We start from the raw sequence: 12,782 nt of genomic DNA, 5'->3' as shown, positions 1-12,782 counted from the left end.
CCGGGACGGATCGGAAAACGGAGGCGCGAGCATGACGGATCTGAGCGCGGTCGAACTCGTCGAGGCCTACCGGGCGGGCACGGTGTCACCGGTCGAGGCCACCGACGCGGTGCTGGCGAGGATCGAAGCACGGGAGCCCGGACTGCACGCGCTCTACGCGCTGGATCAGGCACGGGCGCGGTTCGCCGCGAAGGAGTCCGAAGCCCGCTGGCAGGCGGGTGAGCCGCTCGGCCCGATCGACGGCGTGCCCTTGACGATCAAGGAAAACATCGCCACCGAGGGAACTCCGGTCCCGCTGGGCACCGCCGCGACGGAGCTGGTGCCCGCGCCTGCCGACGCTCCCGCGGCGGCCCGGATCAGGGAAGCGGGCGGTGTCCTGCTCGCGAAGACCACCATGCCCGACTACGGCATGCTCACCTCGGGCCTGTCGAGCTTCCACACCACGAGCAGGAACCCGTGGGACCGCGCGCGCACGCCGGGCGGGTCGAGCGCGGGCGCCGCCGCGGCGGCCGCGGCGGGCTACGGCCCGCTGCACGTCGGCACCGACATTGGCGGCTCGATCCGGCTTCCCGCCGGCTGGTGCGGTCTCGTCGGGCTTAAGCCGAGCTTCGGCCGTGTCCCGGTGGATCCGCCCTACATCGGCAGGGTGGCGGGCCCGCTGACCAGGACCGTCGCCGATGCCGCGCTCCTGATGTGCGTGCTGGCCCGCCCCGACGCACGTGACCACATGTGCCTGCCGCCCGAGGAACTCGCTTGGCAGGATTTGGAAGGCGACCTGCGGGGGCTGCGCGTCGGCCTGCACCTCGATGCCGGTACCGGTCTGACCGTCACCGAAGACATCCGCGCCGCCGTGATCGAAGCGGCGCGCCTGTTCGAATCCGCGGGCGCCGTCGTCGAACCCGTCGATCCGTTCCTGACCACCGAAATGCTCACCGGACTCGACCGGTTCTGGCGGGTGCGGGCCTGGTCCGACCTGAGCGCGCTGCCCGAACAGCGGCGCGCGAAAGTCTTGCCCTACATCGCCGACTGGGCCCGCGGCGGCGCCGAACTGTCCGGAGTGGACACCTACCGTGCCTTCGCGCAGATCGACGCCTTGAGCGCCGCGACCCTCCGCGCCACCGAACCGTTCGACTTCGTGCTCTCACCCACCAGCCCGGTACCCGCCCCGCCCGCCGAATGGGCCTCGCCGACGAACGACCCCCGTCGCCCCTTCGACCACATCGGTTTCACCGTGCCGTACAACATGTCTCGCCAGCCCGCCGCCTCGGTGAACTGCGGCTACACCGCCGACGGCCAGCCGATCGGCCTGCAGATCTCCGGCCGCCGCTTCGACGACGTCGGCGTCCTGCGCACCACCGCCGCCTACGAACGCCTCCGCCCCACCCAACGCCCCTGGCCGAACTGACTCACCCGACCAGCTTCTCCAACACCAGATCCAACACCTGCTGCGCGCCCCCGCACACATCACCGTGATCACCGGCGGCCAAGCTGAAGGACGCTGCGAGAGCCTGATTGCCCGCGAAGTCGGCGAAGACGATGCAAATGGGAGAGCCGCCTGGGGTATCCGCCGAGGTGAGTTGCCAGGCAATCGCGGGAAAGCCGCGAACAGACACTGGTTTGGCCTTGGCAGAGGGCAGTTGATACGAGCGCACCTCGGATGCGGGTTGCCCTTCTGAGTAGAGGATCAGGATGGCATCGGGCACGCTAGCCGGTGCTCGGTATGCCTCGCAGGTCGAACCCGACATTTTGACCGGCGGCACGACTTGGTTCAGGGCTTCTTTTCGGTTGCTGAGTTGGAAGCGTTCGTCGATGGTCTTGGGCATGATTTGGCATGGATGCTCCCGATACCGCGCCACGTCGACCGCCTTCGTCGGAGGCGGTGAAGTCGGTATCGAGGTAGCTGGTTGGGGATCAGGTGCGCCGGAGCAACCGATCAGCAGCAGTGCCCAGCACGATGTCAATACCGTGGCGCATTTGCCCATTTTGCCCATCTGATCTCGTCACCCGTCGAGACGTTGCTGTAGGACGCTTTTCGGCTTGCTCGCGCCGTCAGGCCGCCTTGCGCCGTCCGCCTTGACCTTCTCGCCCTCCACTCGCGCGTCGAACTGGCTCACATCCCGTGCCGCCGAATAGAATGCGCTGTAGTGGAACTCCGGTTTGGTCACGTCGATGACCGGTGGTGTCGGGGCAAATAATTCGTTCTTTTCGGCAGACATTTCACTGCGTGCTTTTTCTATAATTGACTTCGCGTCATTGATGCCGGACTTGAATGCATCTATGATCTGGCTACGTCCTCCTGTGTAGCCTTTTGCTACATCTTTGTATGTTGCATCGTCCACTGCGCGCTGAATGGTCGTCCCGGATGCTGAGATGATGAAACCGACAGTCGTGCTGAGGATGCTCCCGCCCAGTCCGATCCCGGTGAGTGTGGTAACTAGCGAGGCTCCCAGCCCGATTGCATACTTGGTGTCGGCTTCTTCGCTCAATTTCATCGCCTTGTCTGCGGCGGCCATGGTGGCCGCCGCCAAGGCGCAGTAGTCCTTCCTTATATGGGTAGATATCCCCAGTAACACTACCAAGGACCTGATTGTTGCGAGAGTGTATTTGGACTGCTGGCCGACAAATCCCTGGATCATGGACACTTGGGGCTGGAACGCTCGAGCGCCATCGCCCTGCCAATCCTGGACCGAGTAATCAATCGAGCGAAACGCGTCGATGAGATCCGATGACTCGGTCAGGGACATGCTCCGGCACACGGTTTGCATGCGTTCGAACTCGTCGGAGATCTTTTGCGGGTCGAGGCTGAGCACGTCCAGCGCGTCGTGGTGCAGCGAGCGAACGATGGTGTCTCCGGGGCTGCCCGGGATGCCCGGCGAACCGGGCCAGGCGTCACCGCCCGCGTCGTTGAGCAGGTCGATGATCTTGGCGCCGAGTTTCTCCGCGGTGTCGAGTACTTGGTGATCCGATGGCCAATCCGGCACTGTCGTCCCCCGCTCAGCGCTGGCCGTCGGCTCGTCGGTACAGGGCGACGATCCCGCTGGCCGCCTGCGCGGTGGCGTAAACCACTTCGCAGCCGTGTTTCTGCCGAGCCGCGACCTCGTCCGAATAAGTGGCGTAGGCCGACTGGAACTCGGCGACCTCCGCCATGCTGCCACCCGGTCCGGCGAGACCCTCATGACTCGTGAGCACGCCGAGCTGGTCCCGCATGATGTCGCCTATCTCCGGAAGCGCGTCATCCGCCACGCGCTGGAGTTGCTCCAGATCGACCTCGAAACTTCCGTCCGGCATGTCGCCCCTCCCAAAGCTCCTTGCCGAGTACCGAAGTGCCTCATTGTAATCAGCGAATAGCGATTGGTAGCCGAGTTCGGGAGAAAGCCGGTCGACGCGACCCGTTCGGCGTAGCGCTACCGGGCGAAGGGTGTTCCGCTCAACACCCCGAGTTCGTTCGCGATCTCCCGGGCCTCTGCTTGGAACTGCGCGAGTTCCTTGCGCAGTTCAGCGTTGTGCGGCCAGGCGAGTTCGTGGCTGTTGCTGCCGACGTCGGATGGGCGGAGTTCGAGGTGCTCGTCGAGCCGGGGGTGCCACCGGGTGAGCAGGTGCGGCAGCAGGTCGTCGAGCAGCCTGCCGAAGATCGATTCGAGCCCCGGTCGCACCGCTGTCGACCGCCGCAGTGCGAGCGGGTGCAGGTCAGCCCGGATTTCGCGGAGACGCACCATCAACGTGTGGAGTGAGCCGAGAGCCTTCTGCAGGGAGCCTTCACCGGAGGGCAGTTCGCGGACCGCGATGCGGTACCGCAACTCGTTGAGCACGCGGTGCGCGCCACGCTGCTCTTCCTCGTCCAGTTTCGTGCGCTGCGACCGGGAAGCGACCGCGGGCCGGGACGAGCGGGTTCGCAACGTCAGCACGCGCAGGGTCGCGGCGCGCAACCGCTCCGCCTGGGCGGGTTCCGGATCGCCTTGGCGCAGCGCGAGCGCGAACGCCGGTGGGAGTTCGAATTCTTCGCCGAGTGGCGAACCGCGCAGCACTCCGCGGCTCAACAGCGCCACAACGTGCTCGTGCGCCGATTCGAACTCGGCCGCCCGGTTCGTCCCGCGCGCGACCGCGAGCGCATCGGCGAGCAGCAGCACCGACACCGGTGACGGGGCGACGGCCGTGAACACGCGCACCGCGTCCCAGGAGTCCCGCACCTCGGGCAGCAGCCGGTCGATCGTGGGCGCCAGCTGGGTCGCCGGTGTGCTGTACAGCCCGTCCAGGATGTGCGGCGGGTCGAGCACGGCCCCGGCTTTACCGAGCCGGATCCGCAGTCCGGTGTCGCCGCTCGCGGCCTCGCTCAGATCCTCGGGCAGCTCGGTTTCGAGATCGCCCAGCTCCAGGCTCACCCCCAGCTCCGCCAGTCGCGGATCCCTGGTAAGCAGCAGGCACGCGGCCTCGCGGGGGAGCAGCCGCCGCACTTCGGCCGGCTCGCCGCGAACGTCGTCGAGCACCCACAGCCGATCCGCGCCGTCCTGCTCGCGCTCGGGCTGCCAGGCCACGCCGCCGGAGAACGCCGACCCGAACCGGCGTACGTACTCGACCGCGAGCGCGGTCTTCCCGATCCCGGCGACCCCGTGCACCGCGACCACCGGTGCGGGCGCCCGCTCGGTCAACGGGCCGATCGGCCGCAGCGCCGAATGCAGCCACCACTGCTCGGCCCACCGCCCGGCGAAGGGGTTCGGTGCCGCGGCACGGGGTCGCTCGGTCAGCCACCGGGGCTCCCGGCCCCCGAAGTCGCCGATCACCCCGCCGGTCTCCGCCACTCGCGCCACGACCTCGCCGACGAGCCGGTCGAGCGCCTCCTTCGTGGCCGGGTGGCTCGCGATCAAGGTGTCCCGCAGCCGCTCGGGTCCGATGTGGTCGATCGACGACTCCGGGTTGACCAGCAGCACCCGTCCGTCGCCCGCCAGATACGCCGCGGTCAGCTCCTCCTGGCAGTACCACCGAGACGGGTACGTCACGCTGTAGTAGGCGAGAAGCACGCGGCTCCCGTTCAGTGCCGCTCGAACACTGTCCGAAATGGACTTGAACGGCTTGATCCGTTCGGTGTCGAGGAAAACGTCCAGCCCGGCGCGTTCGAGCCTCGTGACCACGCGCTTGACCTGCGCGTCGTCGTCGCGGTCGTAGCTGATGAAGACGTCCGGCATCGTTCCCCCCGTGGTGTGACGACCGGTTCCCGTCACCGTAGCGCCCTAGACTGCACCCATGAGCGATGACGACCGCGCATTGGCCTGGGCGCTGCACGTCGAGCTGGCCAGCCGCGTCACGGCGGTCGAGCTGCGGCCGGGCGAAGGCCTGCTGTCCGAAGCGCTGGACAGCCTGCACAGCGTGTTCGCCACGGCCAGAACGGCACTGGCCGGTCACGTGCCCCCGGTGGGGGTCGGCCCGGAGTCGGTGCAGGGACTGGTGATCCGCATGCTCAACGGCGGGATCCGCCCCTTCCTCACCCGGTGGCACCCGCGCCTCGCGCACTACCGCGGGCTGCGCGCGCCCGGGGTCAGCGAACTGGAACACGAGCAGGCTTGGGAGCACGACGACCAGTTCCGGGCCGAGCTCGCCGAGCTGCAGGTGCTCCTGCGCGACATCGCGCGCCGTTTCGCCGAGCTCGCGGGCGCGGATTCCCTCCTGCTTCCGATGGGAGGTGTCCGCTGATGGGGCGCCGACTGCGCGCCGTGCGTCCGAAGGACGTCAGCGTCAAGCTGAAGCTGCCGTTCCTCGGCGAGTTCGGCGGCACCTGGGCGCCTCAGCGCGCCGAAGCCGAGGCGGCTTGGGAGCTGTACGTGGAGCTGGTGACCAGGATCGCCGTGGTCGAACTGCGCCCCGGTGAAGGCCTTGCGCGCGAAGCGTTGACCAGCATCTACAGTCTGTTCGGCACCACTCGCGAAATCCTGCGCAAGTACGGCCCGGCCGTCTCACCGGCCGACCACCGGGGCGATTTCACCTTCGGCACGATCGCGATCACCGTGCTGAACGCGACCTTGCGGCCGTTGCTCAGCCGGTGGCACCCGCGTCTCGGGTCCTGGGAGGCGGCCTGCCCGGAGAAGACCGCCGCTGTCGACCACGAAAACGCTTGGGAACACATCGGCGAGCTTCGCGGCGAGCTGGAAAGCGTCCGGCGCAGCCTGGTCGACCTCGCCGAACTGCTCGCCGAGGTCGCGGGGGCCGCTCCGCTCGTCACGGATCCCCGGCTCTTTGGCGACCACGAAAAACAGCGGGGGGGGGTAGCGGATTATTGAAGGCCGCGTAAGCGGCCCTTCCTCACGACGACGCGGTCGCCGCGAGGGCGAGGATTCGGCGCGCGTTGTCGACATGGAGGCTTTCGATCATCCGCCCGTCCACGGTGACCACGCCCTTGCCCGCGGATTCGAAGGCGTCGATGATCTTGCGGGCGTTTTCGACCTCTTTCTCCGAAGGGGAGAAGACCCGGTTGCACGGTTCGAGCTGGCCGGGGTGCACGAGCGTCTTGCCGTCGAAGCCGAACTGCCTGGCCTGCACGCATTCCGCTTCGAAGCCTTCGAGGTCCTTCACGTCGTTGTAGACGCCGTCGAGGATCACCTTGCCGTGCGCGCGGGTGGCGAGCAGCGCCATCGAGAGCGCGCCGAGCAGCGGTGCGCGATCCGGCGCGGCTTCGGTGTGCAGTTCCTTGGCCAGGTCGTTCGTGCCCATCACCAGCACGGTCAGCCGGTCGCTGGCCGAAACGATTTCCTCGGCGTGCAGGATCGCGGTCGGCGTTTCGAGCATCGCCCAGATCTTGGTGTGCTCCGGGGCGCCCGAAAGTTCGAGCGCGCGTTCGATGTTCTGCACTTCGCGGGCCGAAGAAACCTTCGGCACGACTACCGCTGCCGGACCGGCCTGTGCGGCGGCGCGCAGGTCCGCGTCGTGCCATTCGGTGTCGATCGCGTTGACCCTGATCGTGATTTCCCGCTCGCCGTATTCGCCGGAGGCGGCCGCGGCGCACACCCGGTCGCGTGCGGCTTCCTTGTCGTCGGGGGCGACCGCGTCCTCGAGGTCGAGGATCAGCGCGTCCGCGGCGAGAGTCTTCGCCTTTTCCAGCGCGCGCTCGTTGGCGCCCGGCATGTACAGCACGGATCTGCGCGGCTTGACGGTCGCGGGCCGGTCCGGTCCGGGTGAATCAGGCATTCTCCAGAGCCTCCTTTGTCGCGGCGTCGTAGGCCGCGGCCAGTTCAGGGTCGCGTGCGGCGAGCGCGTCCGCCAGTTCGGCGACCACCCTGCACTGCTTGACCGACGCGTCGTCCTGCATCTTCCCGTCGATCATCACCGCGCCCGTGCCGTCGCCCATGGCCGCGATCACGCGCCGGGCCCACGCCACGTCGGACGGCTCCGGCGAGAACACCTTCTTCGCGATGTCGATCTGCGCCGGGTGCAGGCTCCACGCGCCGACGCAGCCGAGCAGGAACGCGTTGCGGAACTGGTCCTCGCACGCCACGACGTCGCGGATGTCCCCGAACGGGCCGTAGTAGGGCAGGATCCCGTTGGCCGCGCACGCGTCGACCATGCGCGCGACCGTGTAGTGCCACAGGTCCTGCTGGTAGGTCGTGCGGCCTTCGGTCAGATCTTCGCCGGTGGGGTCGGTGCGCACCAGGTATCCGGGGTGGCCGCCGCCGACGCGCGTCGTCTTCATCCGCCTGCTCGCCGCGAGGTCGGCGGGGCCGAGCGAGATGCCCTGCATGCGCGGGCTGGCGCCGGCGATCTCTTCGACGTTCGCGACGCCGCTCGCCGTCTCCAGGATGGCGTGCACGAGCAGCGGCTCGGTCAGCCCGGCGCGCGCTTCGAGCTGCGCGAGCAGCCGGTCGACGTAGTGGATGTCCTGCGCGCCCTCGACCTTCGGCACCATGATCACGTCGAGCTTGTCGCCGATCTCGGTGACGAGCGTGATCAGGTCGTCGAGGACCCAGGGCGAATCGAGGCTGTTGACCCTGGTCCACAGCTGGGTCTGGCCGAAGTCGTTGGCCTTCGCGACGTCGACGAGGCCTTGGCGCGCCGCTTCCTTGCGATCGGCGCGCACGGCGTCTTCGAGGTTGCCGAGCAGCACATCGACCTTCTTGGCGATGTCCGGCGCCTTCGCCACCATCTTCTCGTTGCTGGGGTCGAAGAAGTGGATCATGCGGGACGGCAGCGGCGGAATCTCCCGCACGGGTGCGGGCGCACCGACAGCCAGCGGTGCGAAGAAGTCCTTCGGCGAACGCATCGACCCTCCAAGGCGGCACAGTTAACTCACGGGTAACCGTATCGGTGCCCGGCGCCCGGCGCTGCGGTGAAGCTCACCTCCGGCCCTTTCGTGGACGCGCGCAACAAAAGGCCTTCAATGTCCACAGTGGAGTTCACGGGCGGTGCTGCGCTGCACCGTTGGGGTACTCCGGGACGCGGCCGGAGATCGCGAACGTGATTATCGGCGTGGCACAGGACACACGATTTCGCAGGGTCACACCACTCACCTCGCCCTCACCCGTCCGGCGGCAGGGTCGGGCCGAAGTCGGACGACCGCCCGTCGACCGGTCACCGACCGCTGAGCGCCGTCGATCGCAGTCCTCCGGCCAACCCGGAGACCTATGCGTTCCGCACTGGTAATCAATTCATATGCCGCTTTCGGGCGGCGGGGTTCTGGCGGTACGGAAAAGGAGGCGTCTCGTGGCGGTCACACCAGGGCACACGGAGAACACCGAGGTCACCAACGGTGGCACCCGGTCATTCCCCACCCGCGTCGTGCCGCGTATCGAGCTGCCCGCGAGTACCTCCGAGCTGGCGACCGAGGCCGCCGCGCAGCTCGGCTGGGACGGGGTCGTCCTGCCCGAGGTCACGATGCTGGGCCGCCGGGTCTGCGTCGTCGCCCAGCTACGCACCGACGTGCACGCCGAGCGCATCGCGATGGGTGTCGGTCCCGTCTCCGATCGCGCCACCGTGGCCACCTGGACCTGGCCGGAGTTCGCCGCGACCGCGCCGGCGCCCGCCGCCGAGATCATCGGCGTCCTCGCGGTCGCGCGGCACTGGCGCACCGCGATGGCCTCCGCGGTTCCGTTCGCGCGCTACGGCGAGGCCGCCATGGTGCTCCCGTCGTCCGCCGTGCTGACCAAGGACTACGTCGACAACTGCCTGCCGCGTGCCCGCGCCTACGGCCTCGCCGTGGTGACCGCCGACGAGGACGCGGTGGTCGACCTCGATCTGCCCGGCCGCACCGAGCGGATGCTGCTCGACGAGGACGCGGTGTCCCGCTGGGTCAACGAGATGGTCTACGAGCAGCTGCTCGCGTCGTACGACCTGCCGGTCGGCGTCGACTGACCAACCGACCTAGGGTTGATCGCATGCGCGTTGTGATTGCCGGAGGACACGGTCAGATCGCCCTTCGCCTGGAGCGGGTGCTCGCCGCCCGCGGTGACCAGGCCGTCGGCATCATCAGGAACCCCGAGCACGCGGCCGACCTGCGGGATTCGAGCGCCGAACCCGCCGTGCTCGACCTCGAGAACGCGACGCCGGACGAGGTCGCGGAGGTGCTGAAGGGCGCCGATGCGGCCGTGTTCGCCGCGGGAGCCGGTCCTGGCAGTGGCACGGCCCGCAAGGACACCGTCGACAGGGCCGCTGCGGCGCTCTTCGCCGACGCCGCCGAGCGCGCGGGCGTGCGCAGGCACATCCAGGTCAGTGCGATGGGCCTCGGCCGGGCCGACGACCCCGGCGTGGGCGAAACCTTCGCGATCTACCTGCGCGCGAAGAAGGCGGCGGAGGACGATCTGCGGGCGCGTGACCTGGACTGGACGATCCTGCGCCCCGGCCACCTCGTCGACGACCCGGGCACGGGCAACGTGCACCTCGCGGACTCCGTCGACGTCGGTGACATCACCCGCGACGACGTCGCCGCGGTCTTGGCCGCCCTGCTGGACGAGCCCCGCACGATCCGCCGCACGCTGGAGCTCGTCGCCGGGAACACCCCGATCGACGAGGCGTTGGAACGGATCTGATGAGTTGTCCACAGGCCAGGCTCGACTGTGGACAACCCCGGCCTGCGGCCTGCTTTCCGATCCGCCCCGACGGCGACCTCGGTAGACTGGAGCGGGGTCGCCCCCCGGGATGGGTGGGGGCTACGTAGGTACCAGTAGAGGCACGGCGACTAGCGGCCCAATACCTGGTCCAGGTAGGCGTTTCCGAACACGCCTGCCGGGTCGACCTCCTTGCGCACCCGCACGAAATCGTCGAAGCGCGGGTACCGGTCCCGCAGCACGCTGGCGTCGAGATCGTGCATCTTCCCCCAGTGTGGTCGCCCGCCGACGACGCCCGCGATATCCGCGAAAGCGGCGAAGTACTGGCGGTACGGCATGCCGACGAACTGGTGGATCGCGATGTAGGCGGAGTCGCGGCCGTGCGCGGTCGAGAGCCAGATGTCGTCCGCGGCCGCCACCCGCACCTCCACCGGGAAAGCGACCGGGGTTTCCAGTCGCGGCACCAAAGCGCGCAGTTCGGCCAGCACGTCGTGCACGGATTCCCGCGGCACGGCGTATTCGGTTTCGACGAACCGCACACCGCGGTGGGTCACGAAAACCCGGTGCGACAGATCGCTGTACTCCCTTGTGGACAGTAGCGACGAAGCGAGCTTTCCCAGCGGGCGCACCAGTTTCGGCACCATGCGACCCGTCCGGCACAGCGCGCCGAACGCGAGGTTTTCGGTGATCTCGTAGTCGATGAACTGCTTGGCCCTGCTCAACGGCCTGCGTTCCGCGTCATCCGGCAACCGGTTGTTGCGCTTCACCAGCGCGTTCCTGCCGTACGGAAACCAGTAGAACTCGAAGTGGTCGTTCTCCTCGGCGAACTGGTCGAACCCTTCCAGCACCTGTTCCAACGGTTCGGGCCGCTCCTGCGCGGAGAGCACGAACGAAGGCTCGCACTGCAGCGTGACTGTCGAGATCACGCCGAGCGCGCCGAGCCCCACCCGTGCCGCGGCGAACAGTTCCGGGCGGCGGTCCGCGGAGCACGTGACCACGGAACCGTCCGCCAGCACCAGTTCCAGTTCGACGATCTGCGTGGCGAGCCCGCCGAGCCGCGCGCCGGTGCCGTGCGTGCCGGTGGACACCGCGCCCGCGATCGTCTGCTCGTCGATGTCGCCGAGGTTCGTCATCGCCAGCCCGAGCGCGTCCAGATCGGCGTTCAGCTTGCGCAGCTTGGTCCCCGAGCGCACGGCCACCCGGCCGGATTCGATGTCGGCGGAGACGATCCCGGTCCACGCCGTGAGATCGATGGCGTCGGAATCGGCGACCGCGATCGGGGTGAACGAATGCCCGCTGCCCCACGCCCGCACGCGCCTGCCTTCGACAGCCACCCCGGCCACCACTTCGGCGAGTTCGGCCGTGCTGCGCGGGGTGTGCACCCGCTGCGGGGTCGCGGTCGCGGTGCCGGCCCAGTTGGTCCACTGCGTCATGCGCTCACCTGATCCTTGAAGCCCGAGTGACGGAAACGATAAGTGAATAGAATTCGCGTTTCAAGCTCTGGTGTCGTACCGTAATCCGGGTGACCAGTGTGACCGCTTCGGCGTTCGACCTCGCGACCAAAGCACTCGACCCGCCCTTCGCGATCGTCGACCTCGACGCCTTCGACGCGAACGCGGCGGACCTCGTGCGCCGCGCGGACGGCAAGCCCATCCGCGTGGTGAGCAAATCGGTCCGCTGCCGCTACCTGCTCGAACGCGTGCTGGCGAAGCCGGGGTTCACCGGGCTCATGAGCTACTCGCTCGCCGAAGCCGTTTGGCACGTCGAGCAGGGCACCGCCGACGACATCGTGGTCGCCTACCCGACGGCCGACCACGGGGCGCTGCGGGCGCTCGCCGCCGACGACCGGGCCCGCTCGTCGATCGCGATCATGGTCGACTCGACCGAGCACCTCGACCTCGTCGACGCCGCGCTCGGCCACGACCACCCCGAGATCAGGGTGTGCCTCGAACTGGACGCCTCGTTCCGCCCGCTGCGCGGGGTGCACGTCGGCACCCGCCGCTCGCCGGTGTTCACCGCGCGCCAGGCGGCCGAGCTCGCGAAGAAAATAGTCGCGCGCAAGGGTTTCCGGCTGGTCGGGCTGATGGCGTACGAAGGTCAGATCGCCGGGCTCCCCGATCTCGCGGGGCCGAAGCCGAAGAACGCGATCGTCGGCATGCTCCAGCGCAGGTCCGCCGCCGAACTCGCCGAGCGAAGGGGCGCGGCGGTCGCGGCCGTGCGCGCCGTCGCCGACCTCGAGTTCGTCAACGGCGGCGGCAGCGGCAGCATCGAGAGCACCGGCGCCGACACCTCGGTCACCGAGATCGCGGCCGGATCGGGACTCATCGGCCCGACCCTGTTCGACGGGTATTCGCGGTTCCACCCCAAACCGGCCGCGCTGTTCGCGCTGCCCGTGGTGCGCCGTCCCACCAAGAAGATCGCGACGCTGTTCTCGGGTGGTTACGTCGCTTCCGGGCCTGCCGAGCCTTCGCGGCTCCCGTCCCCGTACCTGCCGAAGGGGCTTTCGCTGCTCGGGCTCGAAGGAGCGGGCGAAGTGCAGACCCCGGTCACCGGCAAGGCGGCCAGGTCGCTGCGGATCGGCGACCGCGTCTGGTTCCGCCACGCGAAAGCCGGCGAGCTGGCGGAGCGGTTCACCGAGTACCACATCGTCGTCGGCGGAACCGTCGAACGGACCGTGCCGACCTTCCGCGGCGACGGCGAGAGCTTCGGCTGACCCGAAAGCGATTAAGCGGAATCCACCACGGTTGTCCACAGCTTTCG

13 protein-coding genes are annotated in these 12,782 nt (G+C 68.5%); 6 read left to right on the top strand and 7 right to left on the bottom strand.

The window, feature by feature from the left end; all coding sequences use genetic code 11:
- Positions 1–31: 31 nt before the first annotated feature.
- Positions 32–1,405: an amidase gene (locus HUW46_RS19115; protein WP_215548567.1), complete on the top strand. Its 1,374-nt coding sequence runs from the start codon at positions 32–34 to the stop codon at positions 1,403–1,405.
- A 1-nt stretch (position 1,406) separates the two neighbouring features.
- Here HUW46_RS19115 and HUW46_RS19110 read toward each other — a convergent pair whose 3' ends face one another.
- The 4 genes from HUW46_RS19110 to HUW46_RS19095 all read right to left on the bottom strand — a co-directional run bounded on the left by HUW46_RS19110 (position 1,407) and on the right by HUW46_RS19095 (position 5,180).
- Positions 1,407–1,982: a DUF3558 family protein gene (locus HUW46_RS19110; RefSeq protein WP_254126625.1), complete on the bottom strand. Its 576-nt coding sequence runs from the start codon at positions 1,980–1,982 to the stop codon at positions 1,407–1,409.
- An 18-nt stretch (positions 1,983–2,000) separates the two neighbouring features.
- Positions 2,001–2,981, bottom strand: a complete 981-nt coding sequence (locus HUW46_RS19105; protein WP_215548565.1) for a hypothetical protein — start codon at positions 2,979–2,981, stop codon at positions 2,001–2,003.
- Between the two features lie 13 nt (positions 2,982–2,994).
- Positions 2,995–3,288, bottom strand: coding sequence for a hypothetical protein (locus tag HUW46_RS19100; RefSeq protein WP_215548564.1), 294 nt, complete (start codon positions 3,286–3,288; stop codon positions 2,995–2,997).
- A gap of 116 nt (positions 3,289–3,404) precedes the next feature.
- The gene (locus HUW46_RS19095; RefSeq protein WP_215548563.1) at positions 3,405–5,180 is read right to left on the bottom strand and encodes a toll/interleukin-1 receptor domain-containing protein; all 1,776 of its coding nucleotides are present in this window, start codon (positions 5,178–5,180) and stop codon (positions 3,405–3,407) included.
- 58 nt (positions 5,181–5,238) lie between these two features.
- Between HUW46_RS19095 and HUW46_RS19090 the strand changes: the two genes are divergently transcribed.
- Together HUW46_RS19090 and HUW46_RS19085 are read left to right on the top strand one after the other, a co-directional pair.
- Positions 5,239–5,685 (top strand): hypothetical protein, encoded by a 447-nt coding sequence (locus HUW46_RS19090; RefSeq protein WP_215548562.1) that lies wholly within the window; start codon positions 5,239–5,241, stop codon positions 5,683–5,685.
- A complete protein-coding gene (locus HUW46_RS19085) occupies positions 5,685–6,269 on the top strand; it encodes a hypothetical protein (RefSeq protein ID WP_215548561.1) in 585 nt (194 codons plus the stop codon). The genes HUW46_RS19090 and HUW46_RS19085 overlap by 1 nt, the downstream gene beginning before the upstream one ends.
- 22 nt (positions 6,270–6,291) lie before the next feature.
- On the opposite strand, the gene HUW46_RS19080 is transcribed toward HUW46_RS19085, so the two are convergent.
- Entirely contained in the window at positions 6,292–7,173 is an 882-nt protein-coding gene (locus HUW46_RS19080; protein WP_215548560.1) for an HpcH/HpaI aldolase/citrate lyase family protein, read from the bottom strand.
- Entirely contained in the window at positions 7,166–8,242 is a 1,077-nt protein-coding gene (locus HUW46_RS19075) for an HpcH/HpaI aldolase/citrate lyase family protein (RefSeq protein WP_215548559.1), read from the bottom strand. The genes HUW46_RS19080 and HUW46_RS19075 overlap by 8 nt, the downstream gene beginning before the upstream one ends.
- A 440-nt stretch (positions 8,243–8,682) precedes the next feature.
- Between HUW46_RS19075 and HUW46_RS19070 the strand changes: the two genes are divergently transcribed.
- Positions 8,683–9,330, top strand: a complete 648-nt coding sequence (locus HUW46_RS19070; protein ID WP_215548558.1) for a hypothetical protein — start codon at positions 8,683–8,685, stop codon at positions 9,328–9,330.
- 23 nt (positions 9,331–9,353) lie between these two features.
- Positions 9,354–10,004: an NAD(P)H-binding protein gene (locus tag HUW46_RS19065; protein ID WP_215548557.1), complete on the top strand. Its 651-nt coding sequence runs from the start codon at positions 9,354–9,356 to the stop codon at positions 10,002–10,004.
- Positions 10,005–10,153: 149 nt separating this feature from the next.
- On the opposite strand, the gene HUW46_RS19060 is transcribed toward HUW46_RS19065, so the two are convergent.
- The gene (locus HUW46_RS19060) at positions 10,154–11,455 is read right to left on the bottom strand and encodes a D-arabinono-1,4-lactone oxidase (protein WP_215548556.1); all 1,302 of its coding nucleotides are present in this window, start codon (positions 11,453–11,455) and stop codon (positions 10,154–10,156) included.
- Positions 11,456–11,538: 83 nt separating this feature from the next.
- On the opposite strand from HUW46_RS19060, the gene HUW46_RS19055 reads away from it, so the two are divergent.
- Positions 11,539–12,735: an amino acid deaminase/aldolase gene (locus tag HUW46_RS19055; RefSeq protein ID WP_215549966.1), complete on the top strand. Its 1,197-nt coding sequence runs from the start codon at positions 11,539–11,541 to the stop codon at positions 12,733–12,735.
- The last annotated feature ends 47 nt before the right edge of the window (positions 12,736–12,782 follow it).

The sequence above is a fragment of the Amycolatopsis sp. CA-230715 genome, assembly GCF_018736145.1.
GTDB lineage: Bacteria > Actinomycetota > Actinomycetes > Mycobacteriales > Pseudonocardiaceae > Amycolatopsis.
The sequence above is the reverse complement of the archived record's forward strand: the minus strand, read 5'-3'. Positions and strand labels throughout refer to the sequence as shown.

Bases quoted from the DNA above. Each gene is read 5' to 3' on its own strand.
- HUW46_RS19075 (WP_215548559.1), bottom strand. From the start codon at position 8,242: ATGCGTTCGCCGAAGGACTTCTTCGCACCGCTGGCTGTCGGTGCGCCC.
- HUW46_RS19095 (WP_215548563.1), bottom strand. From the start codon at position 5,180: ATGCCGGACGTCTTCATCAGCTACGACCGCGACGACGACGCGCAGGTC.
- HUW46_RS19065 (WP_215548557.1), top strand. From the start codon at position 9,354: ATGCGCGTTGTGATTGCCGGAGGACACGGTCAGATCGCCCTTCGCCTG.
- HUW46_RS19100 (WP_215548564.1), bottom strand. From the start codon at position 3,288: ATGCCGGACGGAAGTTTCGAGGTCGATCTGGAGCAACTCCAGCGCGTG.
- HUW46_RS19080 (WP_215548560.1), bottom strand. From the start codon at position 7,173: ATGCCTGATTCACCCGGACCGGACCGGCCCGCGACCGTCAAGCCGCGC.
- HUW46_RS19085 (WP_215548561.1), top strand. From the start codon at position 5,685: ATGGGGCGCCGACTGCGCGCCGTGCGTCCGAAGGACGTCAGCGTCAAG.
- HUW46_RS19115 (WP_215548567.1), top strand. From the start codon at position 32: ATGACGGATCTGAGCGCGGTCGAACTCGTCGAGGCCTACCGGGCGGGC.
- HUW46_RS19110 (WP_254126625.1), bottom strand. From the start codon at position 1,982: ATGGGCAAATGCGCCACGGTATTGACATCGTGCTGGGCACTGCTGCTG.
- HUW46_RS19090 (WP_215548562.1), top strand. From the start codon at position 5,239: ATGAGCGATGACGACCGCGCATTGGCCTGGGCGCTGCACGTCGAGCTG.
- HUW46_RS19060 (WP_215548556.1), bottom strand. From the start codon at position 11,455: ATGACGCAGTGGACCAACTGGGCCGGCACCGCGACCGCGACCCCGCAG.